Here is an 18,542-nt window from a genome sequence, read left to right as displayed (position 1 = left end):
TCAAGGGCCGGGCTCCCGCTGCAGCCGGAAGAAACGTCTTTCGTCAGCTCCGGTCGGCGCATGCCGGACGGCCTCGTCCTGAAAGATGAGCGAACCCACTTCGGACCACGATCCCTGCTCGAGGGACCCCGACTCGAAAAGCCGCCATCCGGTGGCATCATCCCGCGCCGACCAGACAAGCTCACCATTCTCGTTCCAGCGAAGACCCGAGGCCGGGGCGGTCCGGCTCAGGCCACCCTCGCTCGGCAAGAACACGCTCGCACGCCGAACCGACAGGGGTCCGGGTGCGACACGGGCGATGCGGAAGTCGGCGTTGGAGTTCTGACGATTGCCGAAATACCCGTCCGGGACGACCCAGCGGAGGTTTCGCCAACCACCGGAGCCAGGCATGACATGGACCTCCGGATGAACGATGTAGGCTCCCTCGAGTCCGTCGTACTGGAGTCGTAGTTGCAGATCCGGCTGATCATCGAAAACCTCGACCTCGATCGTCACCTCAGCGCCCGCGGCGGCTTGATGAAGCACCGCATCATCGATGCCGAAGTAGAGATACGACCCGGCCGACAGCGTCCGACAGGACAAGCCACCGGCCACGGCAGGCACCGTGACCCCATCACCCGGCTGCGGATGGGTGAGGCCCTCCTCCTGGTCCGGGTCGCCCAGCCACACGCTGGCATCCTGCCCACCACGGGCCGGTTCCGGCGTGTCTGCCGTTGCCGGAACCTGGGAAGTGACCGGTCGGAAGCCGTTCAACATCTCGCGTGCCGCCGCACTCAGTCTCAGGTAGCGAAACGGGTCGTCGCCTTCATTGGTGAGGTAATGCCCCCAGGCCCCGTGGGGCTGGGGCGGATTGTCCGACATCGGCATGATCGCCGTGCCCTCGTCGTACTCGTCGAACATCCCGAGGAAGATCTGGTCCGCGCCGACGGCGACCGCTTGGTGCAGCGTCTGCCAGTAAAAGGCCCCACCGTTGCGGGGGGTGTACTCATCAAAGGGCACGAGCTTCTTGAGGTTGTGCCACGAGAACCCGGGCCAGGCATGGGGAAGGATGTCCATGTTCCAGGCATCGAGCTGGGCTTTCTGGGCCGCCAGATCCCCGGCATCGTTTTCCATCCAGCCCAGCAGGGCATCGTATTTCTGGTAGTGCCCGTGCCATCCCGTTTGCCCGAGCCACCCCGAGTGGACCCCGGCAATCAGGTGAAGGCCCTGCGCCTTGAACCAGTCGATGATGGCGTTGGCTTCACCGAGATCCAGACCTTCGCGACCCGGCACGGAGAAACCCCAGATGAACAGCACAGGCTTGCCGTCGTGATGCAGGTAGCGAGGGTCCTCGAGGATGCGCGCTTGCTCAACCAGCCAGTTCCAGTCGCGGGTGATGACCTCGAAGGGGTCGGGATCGTCGGACATCGAGCTCACGTCATACTCGATCGCCCAGACGCGTCCTTCCAGGTTGGCCGCGCGCCGGACGTTGTGCAGCACGAACTCCGGCGCCCCGTAGGCCCCGCTGGAGCCACGGCTCACGAAGCGCTGAAGGTAGGCTCCATCGATGTCGTGCTGCCACATCCAGCGGAAATGCCGCTGCACGGTGCCGGGATCCCGGGACGAGAAGACATAGGCGGGCCGGCCGTCGGCCAGCTGCATATCACCCGACCGGTAGAGCTCCGCAGGATCATGATGCTCGAGCCACGGCCACATGTCGACGGTGATGGTCTCGGGCGAGGGCACGGACGACCGGCCTCGACTCCAATGGCGCCAACCAAGATCGTCAGGATCATTCGGCGCGGCGAACCAACCCTGGTAGCCGGTCATGACCTTGCCGCGGGTGGTCGTGGGATCCACGAAGTCGTGAGTCGGTCCGGCGTAGGCTCCGAGCCATGGACGCGAAATCGAGAACGCAAAGTCGGGATCGGGAAAAGGTTCGATGCTGAGCGCCACCGATGCGACCGAGAAGGGAGTGCCGTCATCCGTGGCAAACTCAATCCGGAAGTCATTCCCCCCATTCTGGCGGTTGGCGAAGAGCGGGTTGGAGAGTTCGTGATACGAATCCACGAAGCCGCCGCCATTCACCCGGTCGGAGCGCGTGTGGACCTCGGATGGCCGGAACTTGTCGGCGAGGTCGGCACCCTCGTCGGAGTCATACTTCACCTCCAGCCGTCCCCGGCCTTCATCCAGATACTCGATGCGCAGGTAGACCGGGAAGCCGGGTGGAAAGGTGCCATTCGGAACGTCGAAGTAGAGCATGTTCGCCGCCGTCCACACGGTCTTCCCCCCGACGCTCCCCGAAGTGAAGTAGCCTTCGCCGCCGCTCGGAAAAGGTGTCGGCACGGGAAGCAGCGGATTCTCCGGACCCGGGGCGTCGGGGGGCAGGGCCGTGATGGTCAGGCGACCGGAATGGCGGTTGTCCCAGTCGTAGAGGATCGTCCCGGTTCCACCGTAGGCCGTAAGCTTGCCGGCATCGATGAAGTCCGCGATCTCGCCGGACTGATCGGTCCGCAACAGGAACATTCCCGCTGTGATATCGGTGGTGCCACGGCCGATCTCGAGACGGTCCGCGGTGAGCACCCCGCCGTTGATCTGGATGTGGGGCACCACGTTCGTCGCATCACCGAAGGATTCCCCGATTCGAACAAAGGTGCCGACGTTGACCTCGCCGCCGGTCATCCGGAAAACCATCTCGTGATCCCCCGGATCCGCGAACTGACCGATCAGCAGCCTCGACTGGAAATCCGCGGTCGCCCCCGCCTCGATGATGATCTCCGAGCTGCGGTTGTAGGGCCCGGCCCAGTCGGTGCAGGTCAGCTCCGCGCCTGCGGCAAGACGCAGCGTGCCTCCGGGCCCGTTGTCCCCGGTGACCAGGTGCGTGACCGTCACCGCCGTATCGAGCACGCATTCGGCGGCACCCGCCACGTTCAGGACCGCCTTGAAATCGCCATCCGGCACCACGCCGCCGGTCCAGTTCGCCGGGTCCGACCACGACCCCCGGGTGGGTGGAAAGATCCCAGCCGCTGCCGGATTCCACACCGTCGTTGTCGTGGCACGGACCCATGCGGGACCGGCCAGGGCAAGGATGACGAGGAGTAGAGTCTTCATCAGGGCGCATGGATGGAAAACCCGATCGCCATCCCGTTCCTGGGAGCTCGTCTCACTGCGGCAACTCCTCCCAGTTCCGCCCCTGCCCGGCCATGTCATCGAGGTGGCGCATGTGTCCGAGATTGCGGGCGTGCGGGATGTCCGGAGTCCACAGCCGACGGGGTGGTGCGTTGCCCCATGCCGGACGGTTCATGCCGACGTAGTGGTCGAAGATCACCGGTGGCTTGGCCTGATGGTCGGCAATCCGCTCGGAGGTCGCGGCATGGTCGCCGGCATCCGCGCGAAGGATGAAGTGGAAGCCGTGCCAGCCCTGGTCGGAGTGCCTCCTCGAAAAGGCCGGCGACAACTCGCTGTCACCGGTCCACGCCATCAACGGCGACCGGAGCAACGTGAACTGCCAGACATCGTCGCGGACGCTGGAGCTGTAGGCATCCGGCGTGTGCAGACCGAGGCGATGCTCTCCCACCACCACGGCATCCCATCCACCAAAGGGCATTTCATCGGGGCCCGGCATCCGCTCGACATGTCCCCCGGCGAGACCGCTGGTCCAGGCGGAGGGGGAGGACCTCAGCTGCAGCGGCATCTGCAGCAGGTGGTAACGCTCGGCAAAGACGACCTCGAGATGAAAGTGAACCTCCGGCACTCCGGAGTAGACCGTGACGGCCAACCGCAGCTGCGAACGGCCGAGGGTCGTCTCGGCGAAAGCTCTGGCCCGCACCGGACCGGCATCCTCGATGGTCCACTCCAGCGCATTCATCCGCTGCCGGACCGGTTCATCGAAACCGGCTGCGTGGAACACCCAGGTGTCGCCGTGATCTTCCCGCAAATGCAGTCCGAGACCGTCCGGCCCGAGCAAATCCTGGCCGTCGCGACGCAGCGCCGCAATCCCCTGCGGGCCCAGTTCCACCTCGACCCGGTCGTTGGCGAGCACTGTTCCCCCGGCATGAACCGCCCCGACCGGGTCCGGGACCGGAGACTCCGCTCCATCCAGCAGGCGAAGCACCCGAGAGCCGGTCGCCGGAATGGTGACCGGAAGCACCGCACGGTGGACCATGGCCCCGGCGTTGGGCTCCGAGGTGACCAACTGGAAGGGCACCGCGCGCCCCTCCTCGTCGGCGAACCAACGCTCACCCCAGTCGTCGAAATCAATGAAGGGCTCACACTCGACATGACCGTCGAAGGCATGCACCGATCCGTTCATCAGCACCAACCGCTGGACGTTCTCATCTTCCAGGGTGCCCCGTGCATGCCGTCGCGTGACCCGCACGATCTCCTCCTCGCCGACGATGCCCGCCCGCCCCTGCATGTGGCGGGTCGACACGTATGAGGAAGGCACGCTGGTCCCGGCAAGAATGTCGTGGAACTGGGTGAAGGCGAGATCGCGCCAAGCCTCGTCGATTCGCCCGAGCGAGTCCTCGGCGAAGCGGTCGTCGCCGCCAAAGGCCCGAACGAGCTCCTCGGCCTGTTCCAGCAGCCGCTCGCCACGATGCTGGAACTGCTTGGTCTCGTGCACCACGCTGTAGCAACCGGGGAAGGTCCGCTGCAACTCCTGCTCGACCACCGGCAGCTCGTCAACCACCTCCTCGACGGCCGTGTAGAAGTCGTCCACCGTGCTGAAGCGGAGTTCCACGTCATCGAACGCCTCCCGGTGTTCGAGCAACCATTCGATCGAGGCCTTGGTCGGGCCCCCGCCGTGATTGCCGAGGCCGTAGAACAACATCGTGTGGCCCGGGCCGGGATGGGCGGCATTGAGCGCGAGATCGACCTGTCCGTGCAGGTCGTCGCTCCGGGTCACGTAGGCCGACGCAATGCGGAAGCCGATGACCTGCGCGCCCCCCGGTCCCCGCCAGCGGAAGGTCTGCGCCGGCAGTTCGACCTGACTCTCGTTCGGGCGGTGAAACACGTAGCCACGGTAGCCCTGTTCGTGGAGCAGATCCGGCAGGGTGGCCGGATGACCGAAGCTGTCGACATTGTAAGCCACCGTCGGCGAAATCCCGAAACGATCGTGAAAGTACTTTTGGCCGAGCGCGAACTGCTTGCGCCAACCCGCCGCCGTCGGAAGATTCGCATCGGGCTGGGTCCACTGGCCGCCGACGATGCTCCACCGCCCCGCCTCGATCAGCTCCCTCGCGGCGGCGAAAAGACCCGGATCGAGTTCCTCGACCCACTCATAGAGCCAGGCCTCCCCACGGGTGTAGCGAAACTCGGGATATTCATGGCAGCGATCGACCGCCGAGCGGAAGGTCGCCAGCGCTTCGTCCACGCCGGCCTGCCAGTTCCACAGCCAAGTGGGATCCAGATGCGCGTTGGCGATCAGGTGGACGACGGTTTTGCTCATGCTCGGAAGGCCGTGGAGGAACATCGAGGCATCGGCCGACCCGACGACCTCCGCTCGACCGGCAAGGAATAACCCTCAAAAGCACTTGCGTAAACGATAAATCGAATCTCCGAATGTCATCTCACCAGAATCGAAGCACCGATGCCTCCACAATTCCGGGGTCCTTCACTTCCACAGAACCACGCCATCGTGGCTCGACGACCGATTCCAAGACCCAGCAACCCTGTGGAAGGAGACCCAGAGAAAATGCTTGAAGCCCCGAGCACCATTAGATTAAACGTTTATTCGCATGGTGTGAGGGAGGTCGGATCGGCCTCTTCCGCGCCACGCTGCCTCCTCAAACCCGACCGTATTCAAACCTCCAGACGCCATCCCATCCAGACCCATGAAACCCATGAACATCGGGCACTTGCTGCCCTTCTCCCTCGTGGCCTCGTGCCTTGTCACCGTCCTCCACGCCCAGGAAGCCAGCACCACCGAGTGGAATGCCGGAGCCGCTGGAAACTGGGCGGATTCGACCTGGTCTTCGGGTGTTCCCACCACGGGCAGTCTCGCAGGCATTCTCAACGGAGACACCGTGACGGTTGCCGCTCCGGCCGCCGATGACCTCTCCCAGATTCTCATCGATGGCACTTCGACGCTGGCGGTGGACTCCACGATCGGTATCGACGGCACGGACAGCCCCGCGACCGGTCTTTACGTTCTGGATGGCACTCTCAATGTCAATTCGGGCGGCAACCTCGACGTCAGCACAGGGGGACGTTTCTGGATCGGTCTCAACAAGGTCGGCACCCTCGCTTTGGGCCCCTCGGGCATCATCACCACCGACCGGCCCGTGGCCATCGGGCGCGAGGGCGGGGGCAGTGGCACCGCGTTCAACCAGACCGGCGGCAGTCTCACCACCACCACCAATGAGTTCCGGGTCGGCGCCTTCGATGCCGTCGGGGCCTACAATCTGTCCGGCGGTACGGCGGTCATCAACACCATGAAGGTCGGCTATGCCGGATCCGGCACGGGCAACGTCACGATCTCGGGCGGCTCGACCGACCTGACCCTCAACGGTGAAACCAGCATCGCCTGGGACGCGAACAGCAACGGTCTGCTCACCGTCGAGAACGGCACCGTGGTGACCAACGACCGCATCCGTGTGGGGGTGGCGGGAACGACCCCTGCCAGCGGGACGCGGACCGCCACGCTGAACCAGACGGGCGGCAGTCTCACCGTCAACGGCCGGATTGACATCGGGGGAAATACTCCGGCAGACGTGGTGAATACCGTCTCGATCTCGGGTGGCACCCTCGCGACGACTCAATCGGTCAACGTTGGATATGCAGGCACCGCGACCGGGATTCTGAACGCCTCCGGAAACGCACAGTTCAATCCCGAGAACATCATCGTCTCCAATGGAGCCGAAACCACCGGAACCGTGAATCTGATCGGTGTCTCAACTACCACGGTTGCCGGGGAAATCACCGTCGGCCCCAACTCTGCCGCAACCTCAACCGCCGAGTTCAATCTTGGCGAATTCGCCTACCTCCAGACCGACAACCTGCGAATCCGGAACGGCAGCTTCAGCCAAAGCGGTGACTCGGAACTCAATCTCCTCGGCGGCGGCGGCGGCTTCCTTCTTGGTGTCGATTCGACCGGCGACTCGACCTACAACCTGTCATCGGGAATCATCAACAGTGGCGACCGGATCCGGGTCGGCGTCACACCGGGTGGTGCCACCCTCTTCAATCAGACGGGTGGCGACGTCAACATCACCGGAAGACTCGACATCGCCGACAATGCCGGCGCCAGCAACGTCTATCAGATTTCTGCCGGCACGCTCGACACCACCGGTAATGCTCTGGTCGGCGCCTTCACCGCCGGCGGGGCGACCCTCAGCGTGAGCGGCACCGGGGTCGCCACCATCGGCGGCAACATCGAGGTGGGTCGTGCATCGACCACCGGAGTGGTCGATGTCTCAAGTGGCTCCCTTTCCGGAAACACCTTGATCCTTGGCCAGGACAAGGTGGGAGGCGACGCGCTGGGACAGGGAACACTCAACCTCAGTGGCACCGGGCTGCTTTCCGCCAGCAGCCTGCAGGTCCGGAAAGGAATTGCGAACCAGATGGATTCGACCAGCACTTTCAACGTGAGTGGCGACGCCATCATCGGACTCAACAACCAGGCCGACGCCACCTACAACATGGACGGAGGCAACCTCAACGTCATCGGCCGCCTCCGCCTCGGGGCCGGCTCCGGGGCCGTGGTCAACCTCTTCAATCAGACCGGTGGCACGGTGGACCTCAAGAACCGCCTCGACTTCGGGGACGCCGACACGGCCACCAACCGCTACTCGATCTCCGGCGGGACCCTGTCGCTCACCGGCGGAGACCAGCGGATTCTCGTCGGCTTCCAGGACAACACCAGCGGCCAGCTCGACGTCAGCGGCACCGGCCTCGTCCAGGCATCTTCGGTGGTGCTCGGTGAATTCTCCCTGGCCACCGGCACCGTCAACCTCAGCGGCGGCGTGGTCGAGACCACCCAGATCAAGAGCGGGAACGCCCCGGGCAGCTCGCAGACACTGAATCTGAACGGCGGCACGATCCGCTCGGCAGCCGATGCCTCGGTGAACATCGACGGCAACCTTCCGGCCAACCTTCTCGCCGGAGGCATCACCTTCGACGTGCCGGACGGCGCGTGGACGACCACCACCTCGGGCATCATGACCGGGGTCGGTGGCCTGACAAAAATCGGTCCGGGCAAGCTGATCGTCAATGGCGTGCAGCAGTATACCGGCGACACGACCGTGCAGGCGGGCACGCTGTGCCTGGCCGAGCCCTATCTCGATGCCGGCTCGGATCTCTATCTGACCACCGGAGCCGTCCTTGATCTCGACTACGCCGGCACCAGCACCATCGGCACGCTCTACATCGACGGCGTTCCGCAGCCGGCGGGCGTCTATGATTCAGCGAGCGCCCTGATCACCGGCACGGGCTCGCTGACCTCGACCATCGGAGGCACGCCGGACCCGCTGACAATCGAATCGTTCTCCCGCACGGGCACGACGGCCACAATCGTGATCAAGGGCGCCCCGAACACCGATTATGTCTGCAAGAGCTCGACGGATCTCAGCGGCTTCGGAACCACCGAGGGTACCGAGACCACGGACGGAAGCGGCAACGCGACCTTCACCGTCGATGCGACCGGCACCAGGAAGTTCTACATCGTCGAGGATGCCCCCTGACGCCACCCGGCTCCGGTGATCGTCACCGGGGCCGATGGAAGCGATTGTCCGGTGCCGCGATTTCCCCATAGGATGCGCCCATGCCTGGAGGTGAAAAGGAAGTGACGCTCAAGGATATCGCCGAGCTGGTGGGTTGTTCGCAGGCCACGGTCTCCAATGCCATCAACGGCCGCGGCCGCATGAGCGCCAAGGTGCGCGAGGAAATCCTCGCCCGCTGTGCCGAACTGCATTTCGTTCCCAACTCGGCCGGTCGCAGCCTGCGCCTGCGCCGTGCCGATGCCGTCGGCGTGATCTACGCACCCTCCTTTGCCGAGCTCTTCGGCAACGTCTTCTACGCCCGCATCATGGAGGGTCTGGCGGAGTCCTTCGGCGAGGCCGGCCTCGACCTGATCCTCGGCAACCGCACCGACGCCGACGGCCTGCCCACCATCGTCAGCCAAGGCAAGGTCGACGCCCTCGTGGTCCTCGCGGGCGTCTTCCAGCAGGAGGACTTCGCCAAACTCCGCCGCTGCCGCGTGCCGATGTGCATCGTCGACGGGCACGTCGGCTCGATGCAGGCCGACAGCCTGACCACCGACGGCTACGGGGGAGGCCTGAAGGTCGCCGAACACTTCATCGAACGGGGCCACCGTCGAATCATGATGGTGGCCTACAAGACGCCACTCTACAACATCGAGCAGCGCATCGCCGGCTTCCTTTCGGGACTCCGTGCCGGCGGGGTGCAGGCCGAGGAGAAAGAGGTGATCCTGCGGGTAAGCGACGATGAGGACGCAGCAAGCCAGGTGCTCGCCCGCCTCGACCAGGACCAGCCGCCTACCGGCATCTTCGCCGTCAATGACACGCTTGCCGATCACCTGCTCAACGCCCTTGCCGGGAAGGGCATCAAGACACCGGACGATGTGTCGATGGTCGGCTTCGACAACGACCCGCTCGCGGCCCGCTCCAGCCCGCCCCTGACCACCGTCGGAGTCGACAAGCGGGTGTTTGGTTCGCTCAGTGCGAAGCTCGTCCTTGATCGGCTCTCACGCCCCGGAGGCCCCCCGGTTCATCAGGTGCAACCCACCAACCTCATCGTCCGCGAATCCGTCGCCGTGCCGCTGTGATCCGGACCGCGGGCGACCCCCGGGGTGGGGCGTGGTCGACACAGCGCCGGGGCGCGGACCCCGTCAGGAGCGGCGCCGACTCACGCACAGACCGAGGCTCAAGACGGTCAAGAGGGCGACCACCGAAGGCTCGGGGATCACCGTCACCGAAGTCAGGTTCGAGTCCGAATCGAAGGAGACCTGCAGGCTGCCGCCGACGCCGACAATCTCGCCAGCACTGATGTAATCACCCAAGTTTCCCACCTGGTCGCCCTTCACGCTGAGCAATCCTCCTTCGCTGATCAGGATCTGGGATCCGGCCTGAATCGACGGTGTGCCTGGATTTCCACTGATGTTGTTGAGGTTCAGTTCTCCGCCATTGGCAATGCTGACCGTCGCCACTCCGCCGGAGGCAGTCGCCGCATTGCTGGTGCCCAGGCCCAGGATGCCCGAGGTTTGGTCGATCACCCCGGAAATGGTCACCGTCGCCGTGCCGGTCACCGTGATCACCCGCCGTGATCGTGCCCCCGGATTGGACGTCGATGCTTCCGTCGGCATCGTTGTTCGCCGCCCACAGGATGCTCCCCACGTCGACCTGCCCGCCGGACTGCACGATCAGGTTGCCGGTGGCATTCGCGTTGTTGTTGCCGGCGAGGAGATCGCCACTGGTCGTCAGCACCCCGCCGTTGGCCACCACCACGGTGCCGCTTTCATCCACTCCGATCTGAACCCGGCCGACGGTCGGCACCGCCGTGGATACTGTGACCGTATTCCCTCCCCAGTTGATGCGGGCGTCGTCACCCGCAGCCGGCACTCCGGCTCCGGGGCTGCCGTCGTTGTTCGGATTCACGCCCCAGCCCGGGTTGGATCCATCGGTGATCTGGGACCAGTCGCCGCTCTGGCGATAGCGGTAAACGGCGGCATCCGCCGCCTGAAAACCACCGGCTACCAAGGAGACAAGCAAAAGAGCGTGTGAATGCTTCATGGGTTCGAAGGTTTGGCACCCCATCGCTGACCTCACCCTGAAAGCCAGAAACCGAAGGAGATGAATCCTTTAATCATTATTCGCCATGATGCGTCAATCCCGAATCTCACAAATCAGGATTTGAGCGCGGCAACCCAGCTCTTTCATCGCCATTTATCTCTTGAAAGATTGGATAAAACGTTTAATTCAACGCCGCTTGCCAGAATGGGGAGTGCGGCAGGATGCGCTCGTCGCTAGGCTCGATCGGCAAGGCAACTGGCTCATCCCATGCCCACGCACTACTTCGGCACCCTCGACTACCTCTTCATGGGTCTTTACGCCCTGATTCTGGTGGGCCTGGGCATCTACCTGAAAGGCCGGGCCTCTGAAAGCCTCGAGGACTACATCATGGGCGGGAAGAAGGTCCCATGGTGGGCGATGGGCATCTCGGGCATGGCGCAGTTCCTCGACCTGACCGGCACGGCCCTGATCGTGTCCTTCCTCTTCATGCTCGGACCGCAGGGCCTGTTCATCGAGTTCCGCGGCGGGGCGGTGCTGATCCTGGTCTTCATGATGCTGTGGATCGGCAAATGGCAGCGTCGCTCCGGCTGCCTCACCGGTGCCGAATGGAACATCTTCCGCTTCGGCGACTGCTGGGGCGGCCGCTTTGCGCAGTTGATGAGCGTCTTCGCCATCTGCCTGACGACGATCGGCATGCTGGCCTACTTGACCAAGGGGGTCGGCCTGTTCCTCTCGACCTTCCTGCCCTTCTCGCCGGAGATGTGCGCCTACGGGCTGATCGCGCTGGCCGCCGTCTACACGATGATCTCGGGCTTCTACGGCGTCATCTTCACCGACCTGTTCCAGAGCGCGATCATCGTCACGGCGGTAATCTACATTTCGGTCAAGGCCTTCCTCGCGGTGTCGGGCGGTGACGAGATCGCGGAACTCGCGCTCGAGGTGACGCGGAACCCCGACTGGATGAGCAGCACCCCGCGGTGGAGCGCGTCCATGCCGAAGGGCTACGAGGCCTATCAAGCGCTGGTGCCGCTGATGATCCTCTACCTTTTCAAGAACGTCCTCGACGGGGCGAGCAAGATCGGGGACCCGAAGTATTTCGGCGCCAAGACCGACCGCGAATGCGGGAAGTTGACCGCCTTGTGGACGATTGTGATGACCGTGCGCTGGCCGATGATGATGGGCATCGCGGTGCTCGGGCTGTTCGTGGTCCGGGACCTGTTTCCGGATCAGGCGGTACTCGAGCAGGCGGGAGCGCTGATTCACCAGCAGTTTCCCGAAGTCACCAAGCCGGAATGGGGCAGGTTGATCTCCGGTCTGGTCAACCAACCGGAGGCGCATCCGCCGCAATTGATCTCCCAACTGAAGGCGCTCGTGGGCGAGGAGGACTTCGCCCAGAAGCTCGGGTTGCTCAGCTTCGAGGGAACCGTGAATCCCGAGAAGATCCTGCCGACCGTGCTGCTGACCTCGGTCGGCGAGGGCTTGAGGGGCATTCTGCTGCTGGCCCTGATCGCGGCCTCCATGTCGACCTTCGACACCACCGTCAACATGGCGACCGGAATGGTGGTCAACGACTTTTACCGCAAGTACCTGCGCCCGAACGCCAGAACCCGGGAACTGATCCATGCGAGTTGGGCCACGGTGCTGGTGCTCGTCGGCTGCGGCATCCTGATGGCGAACAACGTCGACAGCATCGAGGACATCTGGGGCTGGCTGATGCTGAGCCTCGCCGGAGCCTTCTTCGTCCCCAATCTGCTGCGGCTCTACTGGTGGCGCTTCAATGGCACCGGAACGGCCGTCGGCTCACTCGTCGGCATGACCGCCGCTCTGCTCCAACGCTGGCTGCTGCCAGACCTCGGCGAAGTACTACTTCTCACATACTCGCTCAGTGCCGGACTCATCGGCGGCATCATCGCAACCTTCTGCGACAAGCCGACCGATCCCGAAGTGCTGCGCCGCTTCTACCTGAAGACCCGCCCCTTCGGCTTCTGGGGCCACCTCAAGAGACAGCTCCCCGAGGGAGAGCGCCGCAAGGTCAGCCGCGAGCACTTCAACGACCTGATTTCGGTGCCCTTCGCCCTGGTGTGGCAGGTGACGATGTTCCTCGTTCCCATGCTGCTGGTCATCCACCACTGGAAGGGTCTCGCCGTTTCGTCGCTGCTCTGGCTGGTGAGTGCCGCCGGGCTCTATTGGTTCTGGTACCGCAACCTTCCCGAACGGAACTTCTATGACGACTGACCGACCACCCTCCTCCCCGACCCGCACGATCGGGGCATCGCTCGGCCTGCTGGTGCTGGTCGGCTGCGGACAGGAAAAGGAAACCCCGGACGCCGCCAAAGGTCCCGCGGCCAGCCTCACCGGCAAGGTGATGTGCGGCTACCAGGGTTGGTTCCGCGCGCCGGGCGACGGCACGGAGATCGGCTGGCGCCACTACACCAATCCCTCCACCGGCAAGTTCGAACCCGGCCACGCCGGCATCGAGGTCTGGCCCGACATGTCGGAGCTGGGGGAAAACGAACGCTTCGACACGCCCTTCCGCCATGCCGACGGCAGCACCGCCCAGGTCTTCAGCTCGGCGGTTCGCGAGACCGTGGTACGGCACTTCCAGTGGATGGAGGATTACGGCATCGACGGCGTTTTCGTCCAGCGCTTCGGCACCGAGGTCACCCGCGGCAGCCGCCGCGCCGATCACCCGATGTCCCGCTCGCTCGACACCGTGCTCGACAACTGCCGCGCCGGCGCCGGGGCACACGGTCGCACCTATGCCGTAATGTATGACCTCAGCGGCATGAAGCCCGAAGCCCTCGCCGGCCTGCGCGAGGACTGGCGCCATCTGGTCGCCGGAAAGGGCATCCTCAAGGACGCTGCCTACCAGCATCACGCAGGCAGGCCCGTCGTGGCGATCTGGGGCGTCGGCTTCAAGGATCGCGAGTATGGCCCCGACGAGGTCGGCGAACTGATCCGTTTCCTCAAGGAGGACCCCGAATGCGGCGGGCTGACCGTCATGCTCGGCACCTCGACCGGATGGCGCAACGGCGAGCGGGATGCCTCGCCCTTCGCCGAATGGGAGCGGGTCTACGCCCTTGCCGGCATCATTTCGCCCTGGATGGTCGGGCGCTTCCGGGATCGCGAAGGAGCCCGGAAATATGCCCGTGGCAGGGCGGCCGGGGACCTGCAGTGGTGCGAGGACCGAGGCAAGGACTTCATGCCCGTCGTCTTCCCGGGCTTCAGCTGGTCGAACCTGAAGAAGGGCACCGATCACAATCCCGACGCCTACATCGACCGCGATGGCGGTCGCTTTCTCTGGACCCAGTACGACGCCCTCATCCGAGAGACCGGCGTCTCGATGATCTACCAGGCGATGTTCGACGAACTCGACGAGGCCACCCAGATTTTCAAGACCAGCAACAACCCGCCGGTCGGTGAAAGCCGCTTCCTCGACAACGACGGTCTGCCTTCCGACCACTACCTGTGGCTGGTCGGCGAGGCGACCCGCCGGCTCCGCGGCGAGGCCGCCTCCACACCGGAGCTTCCCGACCGCCACGCAACCCCACGCGACTAGAACCCCATGAACCGCCCGCCTTTCCTCCACCGACTCCTGAAATTGGTCCCGGTCTGCGTCCTTCCCGTGTTCGCGCATGCCGAACCCGGACCACCCCCACCGTCCGGACCGAATGTCCTCTTCATCGCGATCGACGACCTGCGCACCGAACTCGGCTGCTACGGCGTCGAGGAAGTCTCGTCGCCCCACATCGACCGCCTGGCCGGCAAGGGCATGCTCTTCCGCCGCGCCTACGTCCAGTATCCAGTCTGCAACCCCAGCCGCTCCTCCTTTCTCTCCGGACTGCGTCCGAACGAGACCGGCATCGTCAGCAACACCGTCCCCTTCCGCAAGGAGCTCCCCGACCTCGTCACCCTACCGCAGGCCTTCCGCCGGAACGGCTGGTACACCGCCGGCATCGGCAAGATCTTCCACCTCGGCATGGATCCAAAGGGTCGGCCGGCACTTTTCCAGGATCCCGCCTCGTGGGATCACTTCTTCGACAAGCTCAACGGCGCTCCCCGCATCGGTCGCACCGGCGAAGGCCGGAACCTCACGGACGGACGCCTGAAATGGTGCGAGTGGCGCGCCGCCGAGGGCGGCGACCCGGCCCAGCCCGACTGGCTCAACACCACCGAGGCCCTGCGCGTGTTGGAGGATCATGCCGACAAGCCCTTTTTCATCGCCCTCGGCCTGCACAAACCCCACGACCCCTTCATCGCCCCGAAGGAATACTTCGAGCGCTATCCCGAGGGGAGCACCAGGCTGGCCGACCCACCGGCGGACCGCTCACCCCGCGAGCCGCTCGCCATTCCCAACGACCGTGACTTCGCCCATTTCACCGACACGGAGCGCCGCGAGTTCAAGCGCGCCTACCAGGCCTGCGTGAGCTTTGCCGATGCCCAAGTCGGTCGCATCCTCGAGGCGATGGACCGGCTCGAGCTCTGGGAAGACACCATTGTCGTGCTCGTCGGCGACCACGGCTACCACCTCGGAGAGCACGACTGGTGGAACAAGGTCACGGTCTTCGAACTCGGCGCCCGAGCCCCGATGATCATTTGGGCTCCCGGTTCCGGCGCCATGGGCAAGGAGACTTCGGCCATCGTCGAGTTCATCGACCTCTACCCGACGCTCATGGAACTCGCCTCGCTCCAGGCACCCCACCCTCTCTCAGGCACCAGTCTGCGCCCGATTCTGGAGAATCCGGCACACCCCGGAAAGCAGGCGGCCTACACCCAGGTCAACCGCGGCAAGAAGGTCGGTCGCAGCGTGCGCACCGACCACTGGCGCTACACCGAGTGGGGTCCGTCGGGCGCCCATGGCATCGAGCTCTACCGCCATCCCGAAGATCCCGGCGAGTACTACAATCTGGCCACCGCGGAGAAACATGCCGCCACCCGCGCCAAGCTGAAGGAACTGCTCGATGCCGTTCTACCCGCCGGCCCGCAGAAGTAAGAGACCAAAGGCCAGCGGCCCGTCCACTCCTCCTCCGAAGAGCGCGCGCTCGGATGGATCCGGCAAAGAATGTCTCCGTTTCCTTGTGGTCGCCGCCCATCCCGTGTTGAATGGAGTCGGGCCTCGTCTCATGACCTCTCGCGAACGGCTGGCAGCGACTCTGGACCACCGGCAACCCGACCGGGTCTGCATGGATTTGGGAGCGACCTGGGTCACCGGCATTTCGGCCACCGCCTACACGCGGCTGCGCGAGGGTCTGGGACTGCCCGCCGAGCCGCCGAAGGTCCACGAACCCTATCAGCTGCTCGGTTTCGTCGATGAGGACGTGCGCCGGGCGCTGGGCGTCGATGTCGTCGGACTGTGGGGCCGGTCGACGATCTTCGGTTTCAAGAACGAGGGCTGGAAGCCGTGGCGGCTGCAGGACGGCACCGAGGTGCGGATCTCGAAGCAGTTCGAGTACACCGAGGACACCAACGGCGACATCCTCGTCTATCCGAAGGGCGACCGCAGCGCGAAGCCGTCGGGCCGGCTGCCGAAGGGCGGTTACTACTTCGATGCGATCGTCCGCCAGCAGCCGATCGACGATGACACCCTCGATCCGAACGATTGGGCGGAGTCCTTCGGCGAGTTCGACGAGGAGGACCTCGCGCACTTCGAGCGCGAGGCCACCCGCATCCACGACGAGACCGAATACGGACTGGTGATGAACTTCGGCCAGGGCGGACTCGGCGACGTCGCCTTCGTCCCGGGCGAGAATCTCATCGAACCCAAGGGCCTGCGCGACCCGAACCTCTGGTACGAATACCTGCTGCTCGAGCCCGACTACATCCGGGGCATCTACGAACTCCAGACCAAGGCCGCGCTCCGCAATATGGAGCTGCTGCGGCAGGCCGTCGGCGACAAGCTCGACGCGATCATCATCAGCGGCACCGACTTCGGTGGCCAGGAGGGGCTGCTGGTCTCCCCCGAACTGTTCCGCACCCTGTGGAAACCTTTTTACCGGCAGATGAACAAATGGGTGCACGAGAACACCTCGTGGAAGACCTTCTTCCACACCGACGGGGCGGTCGGGGCCATCGTCGAGGACCTGATAGAGATCGGCGTCGACATTCTCAACCCGGTGCAGTGCTCGGCGGCGGGCATGGAGGCGGAGGCCTTCAAGCGGAAGTACGGCGACCGCCTGACGGTCTGGGGCGGCGGGGTCGATACCCAGCAAACCCTGCCCTTCGGCACCCCGGAGGAGGTCTATCAGGAAGTCAGCGAACGCATCCGCATCTTCAACCAGGGCGGCGGCTTCGTCTTCAACAACATCCACAACATTCAAGCCCCGACCCCGACCGAGAACATGCTCGCGATGTACCGGGCGGTGAAGGACAGCTACGGAGGAGGGCCGCTTCCCTGACCCGATCGTGCAGGCGTCCAACGACCGCGGCTCCACGCCCTACCTCGTCCTTGTCTGCGGGGTGGCCACGCTCGGCGGACTGCTCTTCGGCTACGACACCGCGGTGATCAGTGGCGCCATCGGCTTCCTGCAGCAGCACTTCGAGCTCGATGCCACCGCCAAGGGCTGGGCGGCGTCGAGCGCGCTGGTCGGCTGCTTCGTCGGGGTCGCCTTCGCCGGGGAAATCAACGACCGGCTCGGGCGGCGCACCGCCCTGCTGATCGCGGCGCTGCTTTTCCTCGCCTCGGCGATCGGCACGGCCCTGCCGCGGACCTTCGAGGAATTCGTCCTCTACCGCTCGCTGGGAGGACTCGGAGTCGGGATCGCCTCGATGACCAGCCCGATGTACATCGCCGAGATCAGCCCGGCCGCCATCCGCGGGCGGATGGTCTCGCTCAACCAGTTCGCCATCATCTCCGGCATGCTGGTGGTCTACTTCGTGAACTACTTCATCGCCCGTGGCGGCGACGAAAGCTGGAACCTCGAGACCGGATGGCGCTGGATGTTCGCCTCCGAGGCGGTGCCGGCCGTCCTGCTGTTGGGCCTCATGCTGGTCGTTCCCGAAAGCCCCCGTTTCCTGCTCAAACAGGGCCGGGAAAGCGCCGCCCGACGGGTGCTGGCCCGGGTCCACGGCGCCGCCCACGCCGCGCGGGAGGCCGATGCCATCGGTGCGACGCTGGCCGAGGAGAGTTCCTCGCTTCGTCAACTTCTGCGGCCGGGAATGCGCCGCGTCCTCGTCATCGGCGTGCTGCTGGCGGTGCTCCAGCAGGTCACCGGAATCAATGTCTTCCTCTACTACGCCCCCGAGATCCTCAAGTCGGTGGCCGGCGCGGAGACGGATGTCGCGCTGCTGCAGACGGTGCTCGTCGGCGCGGTCAACCTCGCCTTCACCGTGCTCGCGATCTGGACCGTCGACCGCCTCGGGCGGCGGCCGCTGATGATCGTCGGCGCCGCGGGCATGGGCCTGTGCCTGGCGGCGATCGGACTGGCGGCGACCACCCAGGCCATCGGTAGCTGGCTGCTCGTCTTCATGCTCGGCTACATCGCGTGCTTCGCGGTTTCGGTCGGGCCGGTCACCTGGGTGATCCTCTCGGAAATTTTCCCGACCCGGATCCGTGGGCGCGCCATGGCGATTGCCGCCTTCGGCCTGTGGGTCGCGAACTTCATCGTCTCCCAGACCTTCCCGATGATGGACGAGAACCCGTGGCTGGTGGAACGCTTCCACCAGGGCTTCCCGTTCTTCATCTACGCCGGCTTCTGCCTGGTGCTGGTGATCGTGATGATCCGGCTGGTGCCGGAAACCAAGGGCCGCACGCTGGAGGAACTTGAGAACATGTGGACCCATGACAGCCCACCGGCGACTCCCCGGGCCTGAACCCTT

At 64.8% G+C, this 18,542-nt stretch carries 11 protein-coding genes; 8 read left to right on the top strand and 3 right to left on the bottom strand.

What is annotated here, in order from left to right; all coding sequences use genetic code 11:
- Together ACG2LG_RS10765 and ACG2LG_RS10760 are read right to left on the bottom strand one after the other, a co-directional pair.
- The gene (locus ACG2LG_RS10765; protein WP_396258869.1) at positions 1-3,090 is read right to left on the bottom strand and encodes a glycoside hydrolase family 71/99-like protein; all 3,090 of its coding nucleotides are present in this window, start codon (positions 3,088-3,090) and stop codon (positions 1-3) included.
- Between the two features lie 52 nt (positions 3,091-3,142).
- Entirely contained in the window at positions 3,143-5,428 is a 2,286-nt protein-coding gene (locus ACG2LG_RS10760; RefSeq protein ID WP_396258867.1) for a glycoside hydrolase family 38 C-terminal domain-containing protein, read from the bottom strand.
- A gap of 385 nt (positions 5,429-5,813) precedes the next feature.
- On the opposite strand from ACG2LG_RS10760, the gene ACG2LG_RS10755 reads away from it, so the two are divergent.
- Both ACG2LG_RS10755 and ACG2LG_RS10750 read left to right on the top strand, forming a co-directional pair.
- Entirely contained in the window at positions 5,814-8,660 is a 2,847-nt protein-coding gene (locus tag ACG2LG_RS10755) for a beta strand repeat-containing protein (protein WP_396258865.1), read from the top strand.
- 80 nt (positions 8,661-8,740) lie between these two features.
- Positions 8,741-9,763, top strand: a complete 1,023-nt coding sequence (locus ACG2LG_RS10750; protein ID WP_396258863.1) for a LacI family DNA-binding transcriptional regulator — start codon at positions 8,741-8,743, stop codon at positions 9,761-9,763.
- Between the two features lie 63 nt (positions 9,764-9,826).
- Here ACG2LG_RS10750 and ACG2LG_RS10745 read toward each other — a convergent pair whose 3' ends face one another.
- A complete protein-coding gene (locus ACG2LG_RS10745; protein WP_396258861.1) occupies positions 9,827-10,252 on the bottom strand; it encodes a PEP-CTERM sorting domain-containing protein in 426 nt (141 codons plus the stop codon).
- Between ACG2LG_RS10745 and ACG2LG_RS10740 the strand changes: the two genes are divergently transcribed.
- The 6 genes from ACG2LG_RS10740 to ACG2LG_RS10715 all read left to right on the top strand — a co-directional run bounded on the left by ACG2LG_RS10740 (position 10,218) and on the right by ACG2LG_RS10715 (position 18,536).
- Positions 10,218-10,718, top strand: coding sequence for a hypothetical protein (locus tag ACG2LG_RS10740; protein WP_396258859.1), 501 nt, complete (start codon positions 10,218-10,220; stop codon positions 10,716-10,718). The two genes, ACG2LG_RS10745 and ACG2LG_RS10740, sit on opposite strands and share 35 nt — an antisense overlap.
- Positions 10,719-10,994: 276 nt before the next feature.
- A complete protein-coding gene (locus tag ACG2LG_RS10735; RefSeq protein WP_396258857.1) occupies positions 10,995-12,962 on the top strand; it encodes a sodium:solute symporter in 1,968 nt (655 codons plus the stop codon).
- Entirely contained in the window at positions 12,952-14,286 is a 1,335-nt protein-coding gene (locus ACG2LG_RS10730) for a glycoside hydrolase family 71/99-like protein (RefSeq protein ID WP_396258856.1), read from the top strand. The genes ACG2LG_RS10735 and ACG2LG_RS10730 overlap by 11 nt, the downstream gene beginning before the upstream one ends.
- Positions 14,287-14,292: 6 nt before the next feature.
- Positions 14,293-15,720: a sulfatase gene (locus ACG2LG_RS10725; protein WP_396258854.1), complete on the top strand. Its 1,428-nt coding sequence runs from the start codon at positions 14,293-14,295 to the stop codon at positions 15,718-15,720.
- Between the two features lie 130 nt (positions 15,721-15,850).
- A complete protein-coding gene (locus tag ACG2LG_RS10720) occupies positions 15,851-17,122 on the top strand; it encodes a uroporphyrinogen decarboxylase family protein (protein WP_396258852.1) in 1,272 nt (423 codons plus the stop codon).
- Between the two features lie 7 nt (positions 17,123-17,129).
- Positions 17,130-18,536 carry a sugar porter family MFS transporter gene (locus ACG2LG_RS10715; protein ID WP_396258850.1) on the top strand — a complete coding sequence of 469 codons (1,407 nt, stop codon included), beginning with the start codon at positions 17,130-17,132 and terminating at the stop codon, positions 18,534-18,536.
- Positions 18,537-18,542 lie beyond the last annotated feature (6 nt).

This window comes from Haloferula sp. A504, from assembly GCF_044385805.1.
In the GTDB taxonomy this organism is placed as follows: Bacteria; Verrucomicrobiota; Verrucomicrobiia; order Verrucomicrobiales; family Akkermansiaceae; genus Haloferula.
The sequence above is the reverse complement of the archived record's forward strand: the minus strand, read 5'-3'. Positions and strand labels throughout refer to the sequence as shown.